General features: G+C 63.7%; 19 protein-coding genes. 10 read left to right on the top strand and 9 right to left on the bottom strand.

Annotated features, from left to right (window positions below; translation table 11 throughout):
- The first annotated feature begins 2 nt into the window (after window positions 1-2).
- The 5 genes from M0208_RS03805 to M0208_RS03785 all read left to right on the top strand — a co-directional run bounded on the left by M0208_RS03805 (window position 3) and on the right by M0208_RS03785 (window position 4,191).
- Window positions 3-641, top strand: coding sequence for a DUF1330 domain-containing protein (locus M0208_RS03805; protein ID WP_258890401.1), 639 nt, complete (start codon window positions 3-5; stop codon window positions 639-641).
- On the top strand, window positions 638-2,659 hold the full coding sequence (locus M0208_RS03800) for a dehydrogenase E1 component subunit alpha/beta (RefSeq protein ID WP_258890400.1): 2,022 nt from the start codon (window positions 638-640) through the stop codon (window positions 2,657-2,659). The genes M0208_RS03805 and M0208_RS03800 overlap by 4 nt, the downstream gene beginning before the upstream one ends.
- On the top strand, window positions 2,659-2,895 hold the full coding sequence (locus M0208_RS03795; RefSeq protein WP_258890399.1) for a biotin/lipoyl-containing protein: 237 nt from the start codon (window positions 2,659-2,661) through the stop codon (window positions 2,893-2,895). Before M0208_RS03800 ends, M0208_RS03795 begins: the two co-directional genes overlap by 1 nt.
- 44 nt (window positions 2,896-2,939) lie before the next feature.
- Complete coding sequence (locus M0208_RS03790) at window positions 2,940-3,695, top strand: helix-turn-helix domain-containing protein (protein WP_258890398.1); 756 nt, start codon at window positions 2,940-2,942, stop codon at window positions 3,693-3,695.
- A gap of 94 nt (window positions 3,696-3,789) precedes the next feature.
- Window positions 3,790-4,191, top strand: a complete 402-nt coding sequence (locus M0208_RS03785; protein ID WP_258890397.1) for a hypothetical protein — start codon at window positions 3,790-3,792, stop codon at window positions 4,189-4,191.
- Window positions 4,192-4,227: 36 nt separating this feature from the next.
- On the opposite strand, the gene M0208_RS03780 is transcribed toward M0208_RS03785, so the two are convergent.
- The 4 genes from M0208_RS03780 to M0208_RS03765 all read right to left on the bottom strand — a co-directional run bounded on the left by M0208_RS03780 (window position 4,228) and on the right by M0208_RS03765 (window position 8,582).
- On the bottom strand, window positions 4,228-6,456 hold the full coding sequence (locus tag M0208_RS03780) for a glycoside hydrolase family 36 protein (protein ID WP_258890396.1): 2,229 nt from the start codon (window positions 6,454-6,456) through the stop codon (window positions 4,228-4,230).
- 388 nt (window positions 6,457-6,844) lie between these two features.
- Window positions 6,845-7,270 carry an isoprenylcysteine carboxylmethyltransferase family protein gene (locus M0208_RS03775; protein ID WP_258890395.1) on the bottom strand — a complete coding sequence of 142 codons (426 nt, stop codon included), beginning with the start codon at window positions 7,268-7,270 and terminating at the stop codon, window positions 6,845-6,847.
- An 80-nt stretch (window positions 7,271-7,350) separates the two neighbouring features.
- Complete coding sequence (locus M0208_RS03770) at window positions 7,351-8,454, bottom strand: NmrA family NAD(P)-binding protein (RefSeq protein WP_258890394.1); 1,104 nt, start codon at window positions 8,452-8,454, stop codon at window positions 7,351-7,353.
- A gap of 2 nt (window positions 8,455-8,456) precedes the next feature.
- Window positions 8,457-8,582, bottom strand: a complete 126-nt coding sequence (locus M0208_RS03765; protein WP_258890393.1) for a hypothetical protein — start codon at window positions 8,580-8,582, stop codon at window positions 8,457-8,459.
- A gap of 147 nt (window positions 8,583-8,729) precedes the next feature.
- On the opposite strand from M0208_RS03765, the gene M0208_RS03760 reads away from it, so the two are divergent.
- Window positions 8,730-9,296 carry a TetR/AcrR family transcriptional regulator gene (locus M0208_RS03760; protein WP_258890392.1) on the top strand — a complete coding sequence of 189 codons (567 nt, stop codon included), beginning with the start codon at window positions 8,730-8,732 and terminating at the stop codon, window positions 9,294-9,296.
- A 10-nt stretch (window positions 9,297-9,306) separates the two neighbouring features.
- On the opposite strand, the gene M0208_RS03755 is transcribed toward M0208_RS03760, so the two are convergent.
- Window positions 9,307-10,728, bottom strand: a complete 1,422-nt coding sequence (locus M0208_RS03755) for an efflux transporter outer membrane subunit (RefSeq protein ID WP_258890391.1) — start codon at window positions 10,726-10,728, stop codon at window positions 9,307-9,309.
- A 48-nt stretch (window positions 10,729-10,776) separates the two neighbouring features.
- On the opposite strand from M0208_RS03755, the gene M0208_RS03750 reads away from it, so the two are divergent.
- From M0208_RS03750 to M0208_RS03735, 4 genes are all read left to right on the top strand, one after another.
- Window positions 10,777-11,400 (top strand): TetR/AcrR family transcriptional regulator, encoded by a 624-nt coding sequence (locus M0208_RS03750; RefSeq protein ID WP_258890390.1) that lies wholly within the window; start codon window positions 10,777-10,779, stop codon window positions 11,398-11,400.
- Window positions 11,401-11,484: 84 nt separating this feature from the next.
- Entirely contained in the window at window positions 11,485-12,555 is a 1,071-nt protein-coding gene (locus M0208_RS03745; RefSeq protein ID WP_258890389.1) for an efflux RND transporter periplasmic adaptor subunit, read from the top strand.
- Window positions 12,552-15,665, top strand: coding sequence for an efflux RND transporter permease subunit (locus M0208_RS03740; RefSeq protein ID WP_258890388.1), 3,114 nt, complete (start codon window positions 12,552-12,554; stop codon window positions 15,663-15,665). The genes M0208_RS03745 and M0208_RS03740 overlap by 4 nt, the downstream gene beginning before the upstream one ends.
- 124 nt (window positions 15,666-15,789) lie before the next feature.
- Entirely contained in the window at window positions 15,790-16,077 is a 288-nt protein-coding gene (locus M0208_RS03735; RefSeq protein ID WP_258890387.1) for a hypothetical protein, read from the top strand.
- Between the two features lie 322 nt (window positions 16,078-16,399).
- Here the strand turns inward: M0208_RS03735 and M0208_RS18520 are convergent, their stop codons facing one another.
- The 4 genes from M0208_RS18520 to M0208_RS03720 form a co-directional block, all read right to left on the bottom strand.
- Window positions 16,400-16,597: a DUF6538 domain-containing protein gene (locus M0208_RS18520; RefSeq protein WP_408988074.1), complete on the bottom strand. Its 198-nt coding sequence runs from the start codon at window positions 16,595-16,597 to the stop codon at window positions 16,400-16,402.
- Window positions 16,598-17,019: 422 nt separating this feature from the next.
- Window positions 17,020-17,913 carry a plasmid partitioning protein RepB C-terminal domain-containing protein gene (locus tag M0208_RS03730; protein WP_258890386.1) on the bottom strand — a complete coding sequence of 298 codons (894 nt, stop codon included), beginning with the start codon at window positions 17,911-17,913 and terminating at the stop codon, window positions 17,020-17,022.
- On the bottom strand, window positions 17,910-18,803 hold the full coding sequence (locus M0208_RS03725) for a plasmid partitioning protein RepB C-terminal domain-containing protein (protein WP_258890385.1): 894 nt from the start codon (window positions 18,801-18,803) through the stop codon (window positions 17,910-17,912). Before M0208_RS03725 ends, M0208_RS03730 begins: the two co-directional genes overlap by 4 nt.
- On the bottom strand, window positions 18,800-20,371 hold the full coding sequence (locus M0208_RS03720) for a recombinase family protein (RefSeq protein ID WP_258890384.1): 1,572 nt from the start codon (window positions 20,369-20,371) through the stop codon (window positions 18,800-18,802). Before M0208_RS03720 ends, M0208_RS03725 begins: the two co-directional genes overlap by 4 nt.
- Window positions 20,372-20,918: the final 547 nt, after the last annotated feature.

Genomic DNA, 20,918 nt, shown 5'->3' with positions numbered 1-20,918 from the left:
GCATGTCTGCGCCCGCCTTCCTGACGCTCAAGACGACGGCCGATGCTGCGCAGCATTGGCCGGCCGCGATCGTTGCTGCGCGGGGCGATGTGCTCGCAGCGTCCAGCGCAGACGATGTGCGGCCGCTCGAACCGGGGACCATCCACACCGGACTGATCATCGCGCGCTTCGCTTTCGCCGAGGACCGCGACACCTTCTGGGCGTCGCCCGATTCTGCGAGCCTTGCCGCCGCCGACCCCGCGCTCGTCGCTTTGTCCTGCGCGGGCATCGCGTGGGAGGGCTGGCCGGGCCATTCGGTGCCGACCATCGCTACGGTCGACGTGCCCGACGCAGGCGCGCCGCGCGCGTATATGGTGATCGAGGGGACGGGCGAGGATCAGGCGCGGATGGATGCGTATCGCGACGTGATCCTGCCGATGATGCGCGAGCGCGGCGCTTATTACGTCGCGTTCGAACTGGGCGGCGACGTGCGCGTGCTGGCAGGCGAATGGGGCGAGGGCATCTTCGCGATTTCGCGCTGGCCGAGCCTCGCCCATGCCGAGGAATTCTGGTTCAGCGATCGCTATCAGAATGTCGCGGTCCCGATCCGCACGGGGGTGGGGCGCTTCCACGTCCAGATCGTCGAGGGGTTGGCGGGATGACGATGACGGCGACGATCGACGCGGCGACCGCGCTCGAAATCTACCGGACGATGGCGCGGATCGCGGCGACCGACCAGCGCATCCAGCAGGGGCTGGCGGCGGGCGACCTGCAGTTTCAATATTATCCCTGCGGTGGGCAGGAGGCGATCCCGGCCGCGATCGCGCCACTGCTGACGCGCGAGGACAAGGCGGTCATCACCTATCGCTGCATCCACGATATCGTCGCGAAGGGCGCGCCGATCCGCGAGATCATCGCCGAAATGTACGGCCGCGAAACGGGGATGTCGAAGGGCAAGGGCGGACCGATGCACCTGTCCGATCCCGACAGCGGGCTAATGGTGACGACGGGGATCGTCGGCGCGGGCGCGCCGATCGCGGCCGGCATTGCGCTTGGCGAGCAGTTGAAGGGTTCGGGCAATGTCGTGACGTGCAGCTTCGGCGACGGCGCGGCCAATATCGGCGCGGTGCATGAGGCCCTAAACCTGGCTGCGCTGTGGCAGCTGCCGATCGTGTTCGTCTGCCAGAACAACCTCTACGCCGAATATACCAGTTTCGCCGCATCGACACGCAGCCCGACCATCGCGGGTCGCGCCGAAGGATATGGCATGGCGGGCGAGCGCGTCGACGGGACCGATCCATTCGCGGTCCATGCCGCCGCCGCGCGCGCCATCGCCCGTGCCCGCGGCGGCGAGGGGCCAACCTTGTTAGAATGCGTCGCGCACCGGTTACAGGGGCACAGCTTCGGATCGGAAGAGGTTCACATGGATGCCGCGGCGCTAGCGGCGGCGCGTTCGGCCAACCCGGTGAAGATGTTTCGCCAGCGGCTGATCGACGACGCGTTGACGGAGGCGGCGGCGCTGGACGCGATCGACGCCGCGGTCACGGCGGAGATCGACGATGCGCAGGCGTTCGCGGACGCCTCTCAGTCGCCGCCCGCCAGCGAACTCTATGTCGATGTGTTCGCGAGCGCGGACGACCTGCCGGACGCCGAACCGCGCTTCATCGCCGCAGCGCCGATACCCGACTCCGACGGGCGCAGGATCACATTCGGCCAAGCGGTGAACGAAGCGCTCGACATGGCGCTGGCCGCCGACGCCCGCGTGATTCTGCTGGGCGAGGATATCGAAGATCCCGCGGGCGGCATCGTGAAGGCGACCGCAGGCCTGTCGACCAGGCATGGCCGAGACCGCGTGCGCGGCACGCCGATTTCGGAGCAGGCGATCGTCGGCGCGGCGATCGGCGCGAGCTTGGCCGGGTTTCGCCCGGTCGCAGAGATCATGATCGTCGACTTCGCGATGGTGTGCATGGACCAGATCGCGAACCACGCCGCCAAGCTGCGCTATATGTCGGGCGGTCGAACCAGCGTCCCGATCACGCTACGGATGCTGACCGCGGGCAATGTCGGCAGCTTCGGCGCGCAGCACAGCCAGTCGCTGGAGGCGTGGTTCGCGCATATTCCGGGGCTGAAGATCGTCGCGCCGAGCAACCCCGTCGACGCCAAGGGCATGTTGCTGTCGTGCATCGACGATCCCGATCCGTGCATCTTCCTCGAAGCGATGCGCTGCTATTTCTCGCCGGGGCTGGTCCCGGCGGGAGACTATCGCGTGCCGCTCGGCAAGGCGGCGGTCGCGCGGCCGGGTAGGGATTTGACGATCGTGGCGTGGAGTTGGGCGGTGCAGGAGGCGCTCGCCGCGGCCGACCTGCTGGCGGTGGATGGCGTCGAGGCCGAGGTGATCGATTTGCGCTCGATCGTGCCGCTCGACATGGCGACGGTGCTGGAATCGGTCGGGCGCACCGGCCGCGCGCTGATCGTCCACGCCGCGGTCGAATTCGGCGGTTTCGGGGCCGAGCTGGCGGCGCGTATCCAGGAAGCGGCATGGGGGCGGCTGAAGGCGCCGGTCGCCCGGCTCGGCGCGCGCTATACGCCGATCCCGTTCGCGCAGAATCTGGAGGCGATGCATTTCCCTGGCGCTGAGGGCATCGCCGCGAAGGCGCGCGCCGTGATGGCGGATCGCTGATGGCGAAGGTGACGCTGAAACTGCCCAAGCTGGCGGCGTCGATGCAGGAGGGCACGATCGTCGAATGGTTGGTCGTGAGCGGCGACCGGGTCGAAACCGGGCAGCCGCTGTACGTAATCGAAACCGAAAAGACCTCGACCGAGATCGCCAGCCCGGTCGCGGGCGCAATCAGCCTGATCGCCGAGGCCGGGCAAGTCCACCGCATCGGCACGCCGATCGCCACCGTCGAGACCTGACGATCACGGTGGCCGGGTCGCGGCTTCGTGGATAGAGGGGCGGCATGTCCCAGGAACTCGTGAAGTCGGCGGCGCGCGCGCTCGACATATTGGAAGTGTTCGCCGCCCGGCGCGAGCCGCTGACGTCGTCCGAACTGGGCGCGGCGCTCGGCTATCCCAAATCGAGCCTCAGCGTCCTGCTGCGCAGCCTGGTTGCGCAGGGCTATCTGAGCGTCGGGCCGTCGGACCAGAGTTTCTTCCCGACGCTGAAGCTGGCGCGGCTGGGCGACTGGATCGCAGGCGCTCTGCTGGGGTCGGAAATGCTGCTGCCGACCCTGGCGCAATTGCGTGACCTGACCAGCGAGACGGTGACGCTGACTGCGCCCGCCGATCTGCAGATGCGGTGCCTGCACGCGTTGATCGGCACGCATCCGATCTCGCTGCAGGTCGAGGAAGGCTTGATGTTCCCGTTGATCGGAACAGCGATCGGGACGGCATGGATGTCAGCACAGAATGAATCCACCGTGCGTGACCTGCTCAGCCGATGGACGAAGCAGTCGAGCGCGCGCGGGCGACCTGCGCTGGATGCGATCGAGGCCGCGATCGCCGATGCCCGCGCGTCGGGCTACGCGACCGCTTACGATGTTGTGCTCCCCGATACTGGAGCGATTGCGATCCCGATAAAGACCACGGGGGAAGGCGAAACGTTGGTCGTGGCGGTAGCAGGACTAAGTCACCGCATCCGCCGGAACGAAGCCAAGATCGTGCGTACGATGCGTCAGCTTCTGCAGGCGGAGACAGCCACTTGGCGAGCAGCGTAAGTGCGCGCGTCCCGCGACGGACCAGGGATCGACATCCTGGCTGCCGCCCATCCATGCGGACGGTACTATCGTCATCGCGACGCTTTTCGCGGAGTTGAACGAGCATTGGAGCCTACCGCCAGCAGCAAGCGACCCGGACGGTTTGCCCAAGGCCCATCTGCCGGAGCCCTTCGTCTTCGCTCACGGCTATTGTCCGCTGATTATGGCGGACAGTGCCGATTTCCGAGAGTCGCGCAGGTATGTCGGCGATCTCCTGTTGGATGAGCCGGACGAAGATGACGGCGATACCGAGCAGGCCAACGCCGCATTTGCCGAACGCTATCCCAACTATCGCACTTGCAAGCAGTGGCGCCAGATGCGGGTGGACGATCGTGCGCGCGTCGTCCTCAATGCGGACGAATTACGCGAAGAGCTCGCGTGCGATGCTTTTGCCCTCAGCATCACTCTGGAAAACTGCAAGCGGCAAGAGATCGATGCGCGACGCGGGTTCGAATGATCGCCAAATGGCGGCTTATGGGTCGAGCCAACCGAATCAGATTTCGGTCCGCTCATAGCCCGCCTTCGTGACCCGCCGAATTTCGAACAACTGACCGGCAATCGGTTTCTTCAGTTCCCAGTCGAACCCGGTCAGCTTCAGCGCGGAGCCCGTCATCCTGGTGACGAGTTGGCCGTCGAACGCGCGGACGTCGTAACGCGCGGCCGGGTCGAGCCAGGCGATCGTGACGCGGCGCACCGGCTCGACCGCATTGTGTCGAAAGACGCCGACAATGCCGCCTGAGCGACTGTCGGTGTTGATCCGCTGAAACCCGTCCCAGCCGCCCTCCTGCGGCTCTCCGAACCCCGGTAGATCTTGCCGGAAGCTGAAGATGTCGTGCCGTTCCGCCATCGCCGCCAGCCAGTCGGCATAGTGGCGGCAGCGCGCTAGCGTCGCGGGCGGCATTGTCCGCGGGTCGCCGAGGACGATCGGGAGCAAGCCGGCAAGCGACATCAGGTGGAGTTCGTACCCAGCGTCGTTGAGCTTGGAATTGCCGATCACCAGCGCGGTCGCCGGCATCGCCGGTGAGCGCCACCACACCATGTTGCGAACGCGCAGATCGTTCTGCGCTCCGGGCTCGTTATAGTTCGACAGCCAGTTGCCCTCGGCGTGCTGGAGCATTGCATAGTCGATTAGCTGCAACCCGCCCATCGCCTCGAACGTGCAGTCGATGAACACCTGCGGATGCTTTGCGTGGATTTCATCGAACACTTGCCACATCACGTCGAAATTGACCGACAGCGACTCTGCATGGTCGCGGTGGCCAGGATGGTTCGCCGCATAGCAGCCGGCCTTGCGCGTGTCGTATTGGTACGGACTGCTGACGACGGCGAAGTCGAGCTTGAGATATTCGAGGCCATATTCCTCGGTCAGCCGCAGCAGGACGCCCTTGATATAGTCGCGCCAGCCGGTGCTGAAGCACGCGGTCATATATTCGTTCTCATCGCCCTGCATCGCATAGTGCCGCCCGTCGGCATTACGCGCGAACCACTCGGGATGCGCCCGGTACACCGCACTCGCCGGATCGGCAGAGCCGATAGAAACCCATATGCCGGGCTTCATGCCGAGCGCCTTGATATGGTCGATTACCGGTTTCAGGCCGTCGGGAAACTTGGCCCGATCGATGCCCCAGTCGCCGTAGCTGTCCTGCCAGCCGTCATCGATCACGAACTCCTTGATTCCCGCCACGGCCGCCGCGGTGGCCAGGCTCATGACCAGTTCGGCGTCGATCTTCTTCTGAAACGGCTCCCACGTATTGTAGACGAAGCTCGGTTTGACCGGCAGGCGCGAGAGGCGAATGTCCATATGCCGTCGAACAAAGTCGGGCACGACGGTGTTGAGAACGTCTTCGAAGCGCGGTGTATCTGCATAGACGATGGCGAACGTGCGCGGCGCGGTGAAGCGCGCGCCCGGCTCTATCCAGCGGCGGAACGGCAGGCCAGCGTCCTTTCGCGCAAGACCCGCTTTGAATGTCCGGCCATCAGCAAAGGCCGCGGTGTACTTGTTCACGCCCGCCGCTTCATTGCCGAGGACGACGCCCTCGCCCCAGTCGGGATTGTGCAGCGCGACCAGCGCGTCCTGCCGCCCGCCGACGAACGGGATGAGCGACTTGCGACGACCATAGTCGCTATAGACCCAGCTCATCGTCGCGGGCCAGTAGAAGTCGAAATTGAAACATTCGACATCGATATTCTCAAGCTTCAGCGGGGTGCCCGTCAGATTGCGGACGGTCAGTGTTTTCCGGACGACGGGCAGACCAGGGTACAGCAGGTAGCGCAAGGCGACTTCCACCCGCGCGTCGTTGCTCCGAAGAATAATGTCGACCCCGCGGCTCTGCAGCGCGTCCTGCACGTCCGTGATCGCGTCGAGCGTCCAGCCGGACTTTCCGGAATAGAGAGTGTCGTTGGCGAGAAAGCCGAACTCGTCCGCTTCGGCGCGAAACTTGTCGCTCTCGCCGGTAAAGTATCGCGAACGCCGCGCTACCGTGCGGAAGTCGGTCGTCCCGATTGTGGATCGTGTGGCGCTCGGCAGCTGGATCCTCCGGCTGACAACGCCGTTCGAAAGGATGAGCCGATCACCCTCGCGCCGGGCAATCGCGACTGGCGCGCCGTCATCCAAAGCTGTCCATGCCGACGCCGGCGACGCTGCTGTCGCTGCTGCAACGCCTATCGTCCCGGCGAGATACTGGCGCCTCGTCGGGTTAAGGAAGCGAAAAGTACGGTCCATCTCTCGGCTTCCTGACAACGCTGCTCCGGGCGCGGCCGGAACGGGCGAACGGCATGAACGAACGTGTGGCTTTAGAGATTTAGAAAGCGCGCGTGAATGCCCGAGCTTGCCGCATTGCGATCTTGAACTGGTCCGGTGGCAAACGCGTAACGCGGTTTTTCGCCGCCCTCGGCACGAACGTAAGATCCTTGCGATTGAGTCCGCGGTCACATTCATCGCGCGGGACATGTGAACGAGCGTCCGCGCCCTTGGAAAGCGGTTTGGTCGAGCTGGGCGTCCATTTCTGCGTCGTTCCCGACCCAAAGTTGCCCGTCGGCTATCGTCCAGCCGAACTTGATTGCGGCGACCTGGTTGGACTTGTGAAAGGTGCGATCGGCCGCGCAGAAAGCTAGAGCCAGCGCCGCACCCTAGCGCAATAGGTAGTGAACGCATCGCCGAACTTGGTATGCATCGCCCGCTCTTCAGGTAGGATCTGAAAGCGTGACGTGAACAGCGCGAAGCCGAGCGGACCGAGCAATAGCCATGCGTTCGAGAGGCCACAGGCGAGCGCGACAAGCAGCGCGGTCAGGGCGACGTACATCGGATTGCGGGTGACCGAATAGATGCCTGTCGTCACCAGTGCCGACGCCTGATCGATCCTTACCGGGTTGATCGTCGTCTGCGCGCGACCGAATGCCGCGAAGGCGCTGCCGCCGAATATACCTGCAACCAGCAGCACCAGGGCTGTGATCCCATACCGGGCGGGCGGGGCCAGGTGGATCGTTGGTGTGACCGACGAGGCGACAAGCATCGCCATACCGACAAATACGGTCATAATCGGCGGGGGTATGCGATTGTCCAGTGGAGTCGGCATGAGATCTCTCCATTACACGTATTCGGCCAAGCTGGATCGATTCAGGCGCGCACGGCTCGCGGCGCGAACGCAGGCTGGGGCGGCGACTGATTCTGCGCGCTGTGTTCCGCGCGCCAGTCGGCATCGTCTATCGACAGGGTCGGATTGGACGGGGCGGGAAAGCCTTTCATCCGGTCCCACCGATCCAGATCGTAGCCGCGATAGATGGGCGTGAGATTGAATTTCAAGAAAGCCTTCATCCGATTGCCGAGCGTCTGGCGGGCAAAGGGCGTCGCTGCATAGCGGAGCGCGGTCGTCTCGAAGCTCTCGGCGGGTCTCCCGGTTAGTTCCGCGACGACGTCGGTGACGCCGCCGTCAAGTGCGAAGGTGCCGCGTTTCATTTCTTCGACGTAATAGCGAAAGCCGCTGATCTCCAATGGATCGATCCGTTGTTGCCGGGCGACCTTGCAGAACATCCAGAACGGCAGGTTGAGCGTGACCAACCGGTGTTCGACCACCTTGGCGACGATACCAGCCATATCGCGGCCGGACAGCAGTTCGGGACCAGTCGGCCGATAGCGCATTCCGGCGTGCCGATCCGGTTTCATCAGCAACGCGGCGACAACTCGCGCCATGTCCTCGTTCGATACGGGCGCCGCACGACCGGCGCCGGTCAGAACCGGGAAGATGCCGAGGAGCGCCGCAAAGTCGAAAACGCGCAGGAAATTGTCGGCGAACATCCCCGGATTGACGATGATGTGCGCAGTATCCGGCAGTGCGGCGAAAAGCTGATCCGTCAGCCACGTCTGGCGCGTCATAGTCGCCGGGTGCGACGGCTGCGACAGCCACTGGCTCATCTGCACCACCGCCTCCAGCTTAGCCTCCCGCGCGGCGATGGCAAAGGCCGCCGAGGCCTGAATCATGTGCGTGTGGAAGACCGGAAGATAATAGGCGCGCTGAACGCTGCGCAATGCGTCGGCCATCTGGTTGGCGTCGAAGATGTCGGCGATCACCGTTTCTACGCCGCGCCGATCCAGCGCTGCGCTTCGGGCATCGCGCGCGCGGACGAGCGCTCGCACCGGAAACCCCTTGTCGAGCAGCAGGTCGACGACGGCTTGCCCGGTCTTGCCGGTCGCACCGGTGACCAGAATCTTGGGGAGCGCCATGGTTAATGATCCTGCCTGACGGACGCCTCGAGCAACGCGATGCGGCGTTCGAGAGTCGTGACGCGCCCATCGAGATAGGTGACGCTGTCCAGGTCAGCCGCCTCGGCCCAGGCGGTCAGGGCGGCCACGAACCGCCTCAACCGCGACGGGAGCGTTATATGCCCTTTGACTGTCATATCTCGACATCCTCGACTCGTTAGATGACAATGATCATCTATTTGCTTGGATGTCAATCATCAGCTAAATGCGCAAGCGGCTTTTTAAAGGAAAGATCGATGCGCCAATCGCGCGAAGCGAAGGCCGACACACGCGAAGCGATCGTCGCGGCGGCGTCGCGGATGTTGCGGGAACGGGGGATCGACCGCACCAGTGTCGCCGACGTGATGCAGGCGGCGTCGAAGACGCATGGCGGGTTCTATCGCCACTTCGACACGAAGGATGCGCTGCTGTCGACCGCCCTGTCCGCCGCCTTCGGCCAGATGACGCGATATCTGGAAGCCGGGCTCTCTGAGACGGGCTCCATGCCCGTGCTGCCCGCCTTCGCAGACCACTACCTCTCAGACGCCATGGTCGCGAATGTCGGCGATGGCTGCCCGGTCGCCGCACTATCGGGGGAGGTTGCGCGCAGCAGCGGCGAAATCCGGCAAGGCTTCGGCGTGGGCGTGCGCGGCTTCATCGATACGCTCGCGGCTGCTCTTGACGGCGCGCCTGAAGATCGCCAGCGCCGCGCCGCGCAGGCATTTGCGATGGCGGCGGGCGCGGTGATGATCGCACGGGCCAGCGACGCCGAAACGGCGGCGGAGGTGCTGGCCGCCGCTCGCGCCGGGGTCGCCGCGATCTGATCCCGGGACGTCAGATCGATTTCCATCCGCCGCCCAGCGCGCGGAACGTCGCGACGGCGGCGCGCGCGGCATCGGCGCGGGCGGACGATGCGCTGTCCTGCGACGCCTGCAACCGACGTTCCGCATCCAGCGCCTCGATCAGGCTGACCGCGCCCGCCCGGTAGGCGAGCCGCGAGGTGTCGCGCGCCCGCGCCAGCGCGACGACGCTTCTGTCGAGCGCCGCCGCTTGCGCCTGGCTGCGCGCGAGGGTCGAGAAGCCGTTTTCGGCTTCGCTCGCGGCGCGCAGAACGGCCAGGCGGTAATTCGCGACGGCCTCGCGCGTCTGCGCGCGCGCACGATCGACCGCAGCCCCGGTTCGCCCGAAATCGAGCAACGGACCGGAGATGCCCGCGTCGGCCGCGCCGCGCGACGCCGATCCGGTGAATAGGTTGGAAACGCCGCCCGAAAGCAACCCGGCGAGCGCACCGATCGTGACTTTGGGATAACGTTCGGCGAGCGCTTGCGCGGTGCGCGCATCGGCGGCGGCGACCGCGCGCTCGGCCGCCACGAGATCGGGGCGGCGGAACAGCAAAGATGCCGGTCCGGCATCCCCGGCGATGATAGGTGCGGCCGGAATGGCGGCAGCGCGGATTTCGGCGGCTGAAAAACCGGGCGCACGTCCGGCCAGCAGGTCAATGCGGTTGAACGCGACCTCGCGCGCGGCCTCGATCGCCGGGATGGCGGATCGCGCCGTCGCGAGATCCGCCGCCACCTGATCGACCTCGAGCCGCGCGGCGACACCGCGCGAGAAACGCAGGCGTACGAGGCCGTCGAGACTGCCGAGCGTTGTCGCGCGATCGCGCGCGATCGCCAGTCTGACTTCGAACTCGCGCGCATTGAGATAGGTGGTGGCGATTTCGGCGGCGACGGTCAGGCGCGCGCCCGCAAGGGCGGCGTCCGCTGCGCTCAGGTCGGCGAGGGCGGCACGCCGTCCGGCCGCCAGCGAGCCGAACAGGTCGATCTCCCACGAAGCCGCCAGGGTGAGGCCGTATTGCTCGCTGGTGCGCTCGTAACCCGGAAACCGTGAAACAAAGCGGCCGGATGGATCCGCGATCGACTGGCGCTGGATCGCGCCTGATCCGACGGCCGCGATCAGCGGCAACGATTGCGCGCGCGCCGAGCGAACGCCCGCGGCGGCTTGCTCCAGGCGCGCCGCCGCGATTTCGACCTCTAGACTGCCCGACAGCGCCTCGTCGATCAGGCGGTCGAGCACCGGATCGCCGAACGCGCGCCACCAGCGGTCTTCGACCCGGATTCGCGCTCCGGCCGGTTGTAATGCCTCGTTGCGAAACGCATCGCCAAGCGACACGCTGGGGCGCACATAGTCGGGATGGCCCGCGCACGCGCCTAGCGGCAGGGCGACGAACAGGATCGAGGCGAGCGTCGGGCGCATCTGGACGTGTCCTTGAATTGTTTATAGTGACAGGATACGTCTAGTTTCATGAAAATCAAGAGTGAGGAACTGGCCACGCGCAAGCCCGGACGTCCGGCGATCGACCGCCGCGAGGAAATCCTCGATGCCGCCGAACGGCTCTACGACCGGGTCGGGTTCGAGAAGACGACGATCGGCGACATCGCGCGCGATCTCGGCATGTCGTCCGCCAATCTCTATCGCAGCTTCGCGAACCGCCAAGCGATCGACGAGGCGATCGCGGCGCGCAAGCTCGTCGTACTCGAAGATGTCGCGTGGAGCGCGGCGCGAACGGCGTCGATCGACGCGCCTGCGGCCCTGCGCGGAACGGTGCTCGCGGTCATGCGGCAGTCTCTGGCGCTGTTGTTCAGCGAGGAGCGGATGCACCGGCTGTGCGCGGTGGCGACGCAGTCTCGCTGGCCGGTCGTCGAAAAATTCGTTCATGACCTGCGGGGCGCGCTGCGCCACATCGTGATCGAAGGGCAGAACGCCGGGACGTTCGCCGCGGGGGATCCGGACCGCATCTCCGGTGCGTTGTTCGCGGCGCTCAGCAAAGTCTGGCACCCGGCGATGCTGGAAACCTATCGCACCGACGACCTCGAGGCGGAGGCCCAAGCGCTCTGCGACCTCCTTCTCGTCGGACTGAAAGTATAATAATAAAAAACATCATTATTCATCTTTATCTTTGGACGGGCGAAGTTTAAGCACGAGTCGGTCTATCGCGACTCGGAGAAGGTGATGTCCCCGTCCCCACGCATCCCCGGCGCCCTTGTCGGCGTCCTTCTTCTCGCTGGATGCGGCGCGGGAACGGCGAAACCGGACGCTGACGCGCCGCTCGTCAGCAGCGTGGTGACCGGCGCGGCGAAGGGTCGCGAGACTCGTTATACCGGCACCATTCATGCCCGGATCGAGAGCGATCTCGGTTTTCGGGTCGATGGCAAGATCGCCTCCCGGCTGGTCGATCCCGGCGCAACGGTGCGGCGGGGGCAGGTGCTGATGCGCCTCGACTCGTCCGATCTTGCGCTGACGGCGTCTGGCGCTACCGATCGCCTGCGCGCGGCGACCGCCGATGCGGCCAGGGCGGCGGCAGACGAGGCGCGGCTGCGCGGTCTGGTCGAGGCAGGCGCGGTGTCGGGATCGTCCTATGATGCGGCGATCGCGGCCAAGCGCATGACCGCCGCCAATCTGAGCGCGGCGCGTGCGGCGGCGAAGGCTGCAGGCAACCAGCGGCGATATGCCGCGCTGATCGCCGACAGCGACGGTGTGGTGATCGACGTTCTCGCCCAGCCGGGCCAGGTCGTCGCAGCGGGTACGCCGGTGGTTCGCTTGGCCAAGGCCGGGGCGCGCGAGGCGCTGGTCGCGGTTCCCGAAACCGCCCGGTCTGAGCTGCCGACCGTCGCGACGGCGCAGATATACGGTGCCGATGCGCGCTATCCGGCGCGTCTGCGCGAGGTTGCGGGCGGGGCCGATCCGATGAGCCGCACCTATGCTGCGCGTTACACGCTGGAGGGCGACGGCGCCGCGGCGCCGATCGGCGCGACGGTATCGCTCAGCATAACGCGAGGCGGCGCGGACGCCATCCAGGTGCCGCTTGGCGCGCTGTACGATCCTGGTAGCGGCGTGGGCGTCTGGGTGATCGGGCAGGACCGGCGCGTGCGCTGGCAGCGGGTACGGGTCGATGCGTGGCGCGACGAGGCCGCTCAGCTCGCAGCGGGCGGGCTGCACCCCGGCGAAAGGATCGTCGCGCTTGGCGCACAGCTGCTGCGAGAGGGTGAACGGGTTCGGCTCGTGGCTGCGTCGCAGCCATGAGCCGGTTCAACCTGTCCCAGCTGGCGGTGAAGGAATCGTCCGTCACGCTGTTCCTGATCATCGCGATCGTCGCCGCGGGGATCATCGCCTTCTTCCAGCTCGGTCGCGCGGAAGACCCCAGCTTCACGATCAAGGTGGCGACCGTCACCGCCGTGTGGCCGGGCGCGACCGCGCAGGAAATGCAGGATCAGGTCGCCGACCGGCTGGAAAAGCGCTTGCAGGAACTGCGCTACTACGACCGCGTCGATACGCAGGCGCGGCCCGGCCAGGTCAACATGACCGTGTCGCTGAAGGACACGACCCCGCCGTCCGCGGTCGCCGACGAGTTCTACCAGATCCGCAAGAAACTCAGCGACGAGGCGGTCAAGCTGCCGCGCGGCGTTATCGGCCCGATCGTCAACGACGAATATTCCGACGTCTATTTCGCGCTGTTCGCACTGCAGGCGAGGGGTTTGCCCGAACGCGGTCTCGTCGCCCGCGCCGAGGCGATCCGCTCGCGGCTGCTCGCGACGCCCGGTGTAAAAAAGGTGACGCTGATCGGCGAGCAGAACCAGCGCATCTTCGTAAACCTGTCCTACCAGCGGCTTGCGACGCTCGGACTGGGGCCTAATGCCGTGCTCGACGCGCTGACCGCGCAGAACGCGCTGGCGCCGTCGGGCGTGGTCGAGACGAATGCGCAGAGCGTGCAGCTGCGCATGAATGGCGCGTTCGACGATCTGGACGCGGTACGCGCGACGCCGATCGTGGCCGCGGGACGCGCGTTCAAGCTCGGCGACATCGCCGACGTCCGGCGCGGCTACGAGGATCCGCCGACCTATCTCGTCCGTCATGCGGGAGCACCCGCGCTGATGCTCGGCGTCGTCATGCGCGAGCGGTGGAATGGCAGCAGGCTGGGCATCGATCTCGGCGCGGCCACGACCGCGATCCGCGCGACCTTGCCGCTCGGGCTCAGCTTCACGCAGGTTTCCGATCAGGCCCGCAACATCGCCGAGGCGTATGGCGAGTTCATGGTGAAGTTCGCGGTCGCACTCGGCGTCGTGATGCTCGTCAGCCTGATCGCGCTGGGCTTCCGCGTCGGGCTGGTGGTCGCCGCCGCCGTGCCGCTGACGCTCGCGGCGGTGTTCGTCATCATGCTGGCGACGGGGCGCGATTTCGACCGGATCACGCTGGGCGCGCTGATCCTGTCACTGGGTCTGCTGGTCGACGACGCGATCATCGCGATCGAGATGATGGTCGTGAAGATGGAGGAAGGGCTAAGCCGCGCTGACGCGGCGACGTTCGCCTGGGGCGCGACCGCCGCCCCGATGCTGGCCGGCACAATCGTGACCATCATCGGCTTTCTGCCAGTCGGCTTCGCGCAATCGACCGCGGGCGAATATGCTGGCAACATCTTCTGGATCGTCGGCTTCTCGCTGATCGTCTCGTGGCTGGTCGCAGTCTATTTTACTCCGTATCTGGGGGTTAAGCTGTTGCCGGAGATCGAGCCGGTCGCGGGCGGCCACAACGCGATCTACGCCACGCCGCGCTACGAACGGCTGCGCGGGTGGATCACGACCTGCGTGCACCGGCGCGGCGTGGTCGTGCTGGTGACACTCGCGGCATTCCTCGTTGCAGGCATGCTGCTTGCGGTCGTCATCCCCAAGCAGTTCTTCCCGTCGTCCGATCGCCCCGAATTGCTGATCGAGGTCTATATGCCGCGCGGGACCGGCATCGCGCCGACGCGCGCGGTGGTCGAGCGGATCGAGGCCGACCTGCGCGCCAGCACCGAGGCGCGCTCGGTCGACAGCTTCATCGGCACCGGCGCGCCGCGCTTCTTCCTGTCGCTCAACCCCGAACTTCCCGACCCATCCTTTGCCAAGATCGTGGTGCAGACGCCTGATGAGCATGCGCGCGACGTGCTGCGCGCGACGATCGAGGCGCGGATCGCGGCCGGGCGATATGCGGCCGCGCGCGTGCGCGTGTTGACATTGCTGTTCGGGCCACCGGTGCCCTATCCGGTCGCGTTCCGCGTGTCCGGGCCGGACCCGGCGGTGCTGCGCCAACTCGCGGTCAAGGTCGCCGGAATCGTCCGCGCCAACCCGGACGTCCGCGGCGTGAACCAGGACTGGGGCGAACGCGCGCCCGCCGTCCGGCTGGTGTTCGACCAGCAGCGGCTGCGGCTGATGGGGCTGGACCCCGCGACCGTCGCACGGCAGGTCACGGCGCTCGTCTCCGGCGTCACGGTCAGTCAGGCGCGCATCGGCGACCGCGTGGTCGACGTCGTGGCGCGGACCCCCGAAGCCGAACGACGCGGCCTCGGCAATCTCGGCGATCTCACCATCGCCAACGCCGCTGGACAGGCGATTCCGCTCAGCGCGGTCGCACGGCTCCGGCCCGAGTTCGAAGATCCCGTGCTGATCCGCCGCGACCGTGCGCCGACGATCAGCGTGCGCGCCGATGTTCGGGCGGGCGTGCAGCCGCCCGACGTCACCGCGGCGATCATGCCAAGGCTGAAGAGTCTGATCGCCGGTCTGCCCGACGGCTATGCGCTGACACCTGCCGGATCGGTCGAGGAATCGGGCAAGGCCAACGCCGCGCTCGCGCCGATCTTCCCGATCATGGTGTTGCTGATGCTCGCGGTGATCATGTTTCAGACCCGTAGTTTCCGCATGACCGGCCTCGTCTTCGCGACCGCGCCGCTCGGGCTGGTCGGCGCCGCGCCGTCACTGGTGCTGATCGGCGCGCCGTTCGGGTTCAACGCGATTCTCGGGCTGATCGGCCTCGCCGGCATTCTGATGCGCAATACGCTTATCCTGGTCGATCAGATCGAGCTCGAAAAGGCGCGCGGACTCGACGACCGCGCGGCGGTAATCGAGGCGACGGTTCGCCGCGCCAGGCCAGTGCTGCTGACCGCGCTCGCGGCCGTATTCGCGTTCCTTCCTCTGACACTGTCGAGCTTCTGGGGACCGCTCGCGATCGTGCTGATCGGTGGAACATTAGTTGGAACAGCGATCACGCTGTTCTTTCTGCCTGCGCTCTACGCATTGTGGTTCAGGGTAAGCAAAACGCTTATTGAACGCAATATTCCTGATCCCATTTACACAAGGTTCAAGGCGTCAGAACTTGCGTAAGCAAGCCTGGTTCCTAGTCTTATTATATCATGAGTCGGTTAGATGATTTAATGCACCGGTCAATCGCATCAGATTGGAAGTGAATCGGCCGAGTCGAAGGCCGCCTGCTTCACATCTTAGCGGGGTGGGCCTACCCGGCCTGCCGAAATGGTCGCTGACTGCGGGTGGCGATGCGCTGCCGATGGCGGGACTGGGCGGGGATGTGTTGCTCCACGCCGACGCGATCGCCAAGACGCGTCATTTCGGCGACCCGACGGGATCGCGCTTCACGACGATCACCGGCTACGCGCTGGCCAACTGCAGGATCGGTTTCCGCAGCGCGCAGGGGTGGGAGCAGGCGGTTCTCGCGCGCAACCTGTTCGACCGCGACTATATCCAGAACCTGACGATCAGGCGGGCAATTCCGGGCTGATCCTCGCGACGCCGAGCGACCCGCGCACGATCGGGGTGACGTTTCGCGCGCGGCAGTAAGCGTTTCAAGACACCATCGACCGCACGACTTCGCTGAGCATCGGGCAAACCCCTCTTGTCAGGGCAGGCATCTCGGCTTCGGCATCGTATCGTCATGAACGTTGCCCGATAGACGATACGACTCGTGGCGTAACGACTGACCGTTGGATCAACGAGGTATCGCTAGTAAACCTCGCCAAAGGTTTGTCCCGGCAAGCTCGGAGCGGTTGGTATCGAACTCAGCGGCTGGCGCGGTTCAGCGGGAAGGCATGGCATCACGTCTGCTAGCCGCCCAGCAACTGGCGCTGAACGTCGGATGCGATCGTCGTCACCAATCGTCGAGCGACGGCAAGAGAGGCTGTCTTCAGCGATCTTTTGATCCGCGAATTTCCCAAGATTCCATAAAGATCAACGGGCATTCTGGTTCGATACTGGTAGATTGCACCTCGTCGCCACAGTCCAGATGGCCATTTGGGCGACATCGATGGTGACAGTTCGGCTCGGACTCTAATCGAGCGATCTGATGAGATTAGGTGTTTTTTAGCAGTGTGTCTGGGCGACAGTCGCATGTCTCGGTCATCAGATACCGTTCTCTAAACGATTATTCCGAAGATTTCCGGGACGATGGTGCCGCTTACAGGACTCGAACCTGTGACCCCCGCATTACGAAGGTTACTCACGATCGAGAAAATATCCATTAATTCGAGTTAGTTATCGTGTGAACCAGTCCCGTTTTATGTGCTAACCCACGACGTTCCCAAACTCGGCAGAAATCAGATTAGGGCGGCGTCCTACTGAAAGCACTTTGGTAGGAGGGCCGACGCAAAATCGCCCCCCTCTATACCCCTGAACGGCGGCTCAGTTCGCACGCTCGATGTATGGCTTCTACAAGGACTGCGATCCATCACGCTGCTTCCTGCAACTCCGTCAGCTTCTGAAATTCAGAAAGTATATCAGCATGGCGATGTGCGAGATGGCGGACCACACGTGCGTTGCCGAGCAGTCGGTTCACGTATCCCACAGCCAAAACAAGATCGAGGTGATCGGCTCCATAGTTTTCCGCAACAAGCTTGAACTCTCGGTCGATGTTTTCAGACTCGCGCTGCATCACCGCGATTTCATCCTCGGTGAGGCCCCTGGGTCGCCGCGGGCGTCCTTCAACCAAATCGCCTTCTTGGGTCGCAGCTACCAAGGATTTGGCATAGCTGACCGAGTATCGGTTCATAGCGATCATGGCTTGAACGGCTTCAATTTGTCGCAGGGGCTTTAAAAAGCGAAGCTCTGTAAAAACGTGGATAGGGACGTGCTTGTCTCCGAGCAGCGCTGCCGCTTCGGGACAAATCCCGACTAGCAAATTTCGCTTTATCCTTATGTTGGCGATGTTGACGTTAAGTGCCCGTGCCAATCTCTCCTCCGATACGCCTTTTTTGACAGCGTTCAGAATCATCCGGTGCTCTTGAATAGTGGCGATGCGGCTAACCCGCTTGTTATATGTGAAAGCTTCGTCGTCGAGTGCGACCAAACAAATGACATCGTTCTCGCCACGTTCGCGCATAATTGCGATGCGTAGGTGCCCGTCAAGCAGGTGAAATCGAGTCCGATCCTGACGGTCTCGCGTCACGACGGGTGGCTCGATGATACCGACCTCGGCAATCGAAGCAGCTATCTGTCCGTATTTTATCGAGTTCCTGACCGCCGCTGTGACCTCTCTCAGCGGGAAGATCGCCTCAATCGGAAGGCGCACGCTCACCTCCTCGAAGCCGATCTTTACGGGAATCGTAGGACGTTTCGGGGTCATGGAGCGGCCCTCAAACCAGATAACCGAGCGGCGAGCACCGCTGGCATCGTCGCCAAATCCTCGTCCTCTAACAGGCCCAGGAAATGCTCATCCTTCGACAGCCGCTTTAGCGCTTCAGTGATCAGCATCAGCCGATCAGCGGTGGCGTTTGCGCGCCGGATCATCTCGCGTTTTCGGGCCACATCCTCTTGATAGGCACGTACCAGCCCGGCCGACGAAAGGCGCGGCGTTTGATGGGGGCCCGTTGGGGCTAGTCCTTTCCCTCGCCGTCGGCGCGCTTCGACGATATTTTTCGCAACAATCAATTTTTTGCCGCGTAGCTGCCCGCGTTCATAAGCGAGTTGCAGGGCTCGTTGTACGTCGTGGTCTTCGGCTTCCGCGATCTCGACGGCGACGCTCAGCGGCATCGCCTTAGACTCGACCGAACGCAGCAATCGCTGCTCACCCTTCTCCAAGAGTCTCGTGACGCCGTTCACATACTCAACGGAAAGACCAGTTTTGCGGGCGATGTCGGCGGCCGCATAGCCGCGTTCGCGCAGTCGGCCTATATCCTGCAGCAAATCGATAGCTTGATGCTGGCGACGAGCGCAATTTTCAATGAGGCTTGCGATCAGGCAGTCCTCCGGATCGGCGGTGACCACCAAAGCAGGCACCTCCCGCTGGCCCAATGCCTCGTAAGCTTCCAGTCGCCCTTGGCCGCAAACCAAATCGTAGAACGGACCGTCTGCCTGAATGCGACGGGTTACCGTGATAGGACGCTTCAAACCTATCTGAGCGATATTGTCGACGATCTCACGAAACCCGTGCTTGTTGCGAGTTCTCGGATTAACGACGACGATCCGGTCTAGGGGAATCCACTCTATGCGCTGCGAGTCTGTATGCGTTGTCATGCGACCCTCCGAAGTGGTTCGCGCGAAGCCAATCTATAAAAGGGGTCGAGCGTATCGAACCGGTAGGCATCGAACGACAGTCCGTTATGCTCGGCGAGGCGAAGGGTCGCATCGCGCATATCGAGACGTGGTAGGATGTAATAATCCTTCGCGACCTCATTTGCCTCGTCCATCCGGATCGCAACGGTCAGGTCCGGCTTTAGCGCGGTGTCAAATCGGAGCTTCCATCGAAGGGAGCCACCAGCCGTGGCAAAACATCGAACGACGATGATCGAGGCGGTGAATTCGCTGTTGATCGTGAGAATGTCGGACGACGGGTCCCGTTTGATGTCGCCACCGGCCGCGCAAAGTCCCAAGATCGCCTCTTCCACGACGCTTGGGTGCATCTGGCGCAGTGCGCGATTCACCTCGAGATAGCGGTAATCATTTCGGGGTACGAAACCCACCAGCGTGTAGGCACGTAGGAGGCTTCCAAAACGAGCTCTAAATGTGCTGCTAGATGGAGCGGTCGCCGCCTCATCGACAATAAGTCCAGTCAGAACGCCCTTCTCGACTAAGATCGAGCGAAGGCTGTCTAGCATCTCAGCGTCGGTGAGACGTTCGGACCGTTTGGCAATAATCTTCTGGGCCGCAATGAAGGCCTCAGTATCCACAATGGACGGAAAAACGCCTTCCGCGCGCACCCATTCGCTCGGGTCATTCGATGCGTAATTTTGCTTAAGCTTAAAGGACGTTTTCGCCCACACATTGTTGCCGATATACTTCTCGTTGATCAAAAGCTGATGGACGGTGCCGCGCGTCCATCCACGATCAAGGTCTGAGAGTACGCCGCGTTCATTCAGAATATTTGCGATCTCAGTTTCGGTACGGCCGTAGGTCGTGAATAACGAATAAACCTCTCGCACAACGGCGACTTCTTCAGGTGGGCCGAGGCTCAAGACCACCCGATCGGTCGCGATACTTTTGTGTTCGCCGCGGGAAAGTTCTGCCTTGGGATTTCCGTCTTGATCGACGAGCAGCCGCCGCAACCCGTATCCCGCCATACCGCCCTGCCGGTAGCCAAGCCGAATCAAGTTTGCCTGACCTGCAAAAACTTTGACCGATAACTCGCGGCTGTACTCGCCAGCCATCGCGCGTTTGACCGTTTTGATTATCGAGGAACCTATGCTCCCATCGTTCTCAAACTGCTCTGCGCAATAGTGGACGGCGACTCCAGCTTGCCTGCAACGCAACTCGTACGAAGCAGCCTCGTCCGGGTCTTGAAACCGGCCAAACCGGCTAACATCATAAACGATCAGATCGGTGAAATCCGCCTTACCGCCTTCTACATCCGCAAGAAGCGTTTGAAGGCCAGCGCGCCCCCCGATGTTCAGCCCGCTCTTTCCGTCATCCGAATAAGTGCGAACAATCTCGAAACCACGGTGATCGGCATAAAGCTGGATCGCGGCGGCTTGGTTGTCAGTCGAATACTGCTGATGCTCGGTCGACATTCGCACGTAAATAGCCGCCCTGCGCCGAGGTGGCGGGGCCTCGTCGCCGTCAGTGGGATGGTTCCAATTGATTACCATTGCCGACCTATGTGCTGACGCGGCGTAGAGCCTTCACCGTTAGCGCGGAAGGAGCGGCAGGATGCTTCCTAAAACCGGCAGGAGTCTTCCCAAGAGACCGAAACGTGTTTCCGACGCGGTTTATGTGGCCCGAATAAGTGAGGCGTTACGTGGCACGTTGGGCTCCAGCCGTCGCGCGACCAAGACGGTCGTTCGATGGACTGGTGCTTGTGATCGCACCGCCCGAACATGGATAAACGGCGATGGCGGACCGAGCGGCGTGCACCTTCTAGCCCTCGCGCGTGAAAGTGATGACGTCTGGGCTGTGGTGCAGGAACTTGCTGGGCGGGAGGCAGCGTTACTAGATAGTGACCTTCACGCGATCGAGGTCGCGCTCGCAAAGGCCAGCGGAGCGTTCCAAATCCTTCGTCGGCAACGGGGAGGCGCACCCTAGCGGTTCAAAGATGGCGACCTTCCGTTCCGTTTTTGTTCTTTCCTACTCCGCTCCGTTCTGACACATACTGGAGAAAGGAGTCGCGCTATGATCGTTCTCGATCCCGCTATGCTG

The sequence above is a fragment of the Sphingomonas sp. SUN019 genome, from assembly GCF_024758705.1.
Taxonomy (GTDB): domain Bacteria; phylum Pseudomonadota; class Alphaproteobacteria; order Sphingomonadales; family Sphingomonadaceae; genus Sphingomonas.
This window is presented reverse-complemented; position numbering and strand designations above follow the sequence as displayed.

What these genes read in the sequence shown, in the direction of transcription:
- M0208_RS03805 (WP_258890401.1), top strand. Translation starts at nt 3, where the DNA reads ATGTCTGCGCCCGCCTTCCTGACGCTCAAGACGACGGCCGATGCTGCG.
- M0208_RS03770 (WP_258890394.1), bottom strand. Translation starts at nt 8,454, where the DNA reads ATGGCGCTCCCCAAGATTCTGGTCACCGGTGCGACCGGCAAGACCGGG.
- M0208_RS03795 (WP_258890399.1), top strand. Translation starts at nt 2,659, where the DNA reads ATGGCGAAGGTGACGCTGAAACTGCCCAAGCTGGCGGCGTCGATGCAG.
- M0208_RS03780 (WP_258890396.1), bottom strand. Translation starts at nt 6,456, where the DNA reads ATGGACCGTACTTTTCGCTTCCTTAACCCGACGAGGCGCCAGTATCTC.
- M0208_RS18520 (WP_408988074.1), bottom strand. Translation starts at nt 16,597, where the DNA reads ATGTCGCCCAAATGGCCATCTGGACTGTGGCGACGAGGTGCAATCTAC.
- M0208_RS03760 (WP_258890392.1), top strand. Translation starts at nt 8,730, where the DNA reads ATGCGCCAATCGCGCGAAGCGAAGGCCGACACACGCGAAGCGATCGTC.
- M0208_RS03755 (WP_258890391.1), bottom strand. Translation starts at nt 10,728, where the DNA reads ATGCGCCCGACGCTCGCCTCGATCCTGTTCGTCGCCCTGCCGCTAGGC.
- M0208_RS03745 (WP_258890389.1), top strand. Translation starts at nt 11,485, where the DNA reads ATGTCCCCGTCCCCACGCATCCCCGGCGCCCTTGTCGGCGTCCTTCTT.
- M0208_RS03750 (WP_258890390.1), top strand. Translation starts at nt 10,777, where the DNA reads ATGAAAATCAAGAGTGAGGAACTGGCCACGCGCAAGCCCGGACGTCCG.
- M0208_RS03790 (WP_258890398.1), top strand. Translation starts at nt 2,940, where the DNA reads ATGTCCCAGGAACTCGTGAAGTCGGCGGCGCGCGCGCTCGACATATTG.
- M0208_RS03740 (WP_258890388.1), top strand. Translation starts at nt 12,552, where the DNA reads ATGAGCCGGTTCAACCTGTCCCAGCTGGCGGTGAAGGAATCGTCCGTC.
- M0208_RS03720 (WP_258890384.1), bottom strand. Translation starts at nt 20,371, where the DNA reads ATGGTAATCAATTGGAACCATCCCACTGACGGCGACGAGGCCCCGCCA.
- M0208_RS03725 (WP_258890385.1), bottom strand. Translation starts at nt 18,803, where the DNA reads ATGACAACGCATACAGACTCGCAGCGCATAGAGTGGATTCCCCTAGAC.
- M0208_RS03730 (WP_258890386.1), bottom strand. Translation starts at nt 17,913, where the DNA reads ATGACCCCGAAACGTCCTACGATTCCCGTAAAGATCGGCTTCGAGGAG.
- M0208_RS03775 (WP_258890395.1), bottom strand. Translation starts at nt 7,270, where the DNA reads ATGACCGTATTTGTCGGTATGGCGATGCTTGTCGCCTCGTCGGTCACA.
- M0208_RS03800 (WP_258890400.1), top strand. Translation starts at nt 638, where the DNA reads ATGACGATGACGGCGACGATCGACGCGGCGACCGCGCTCGAAATCTAC.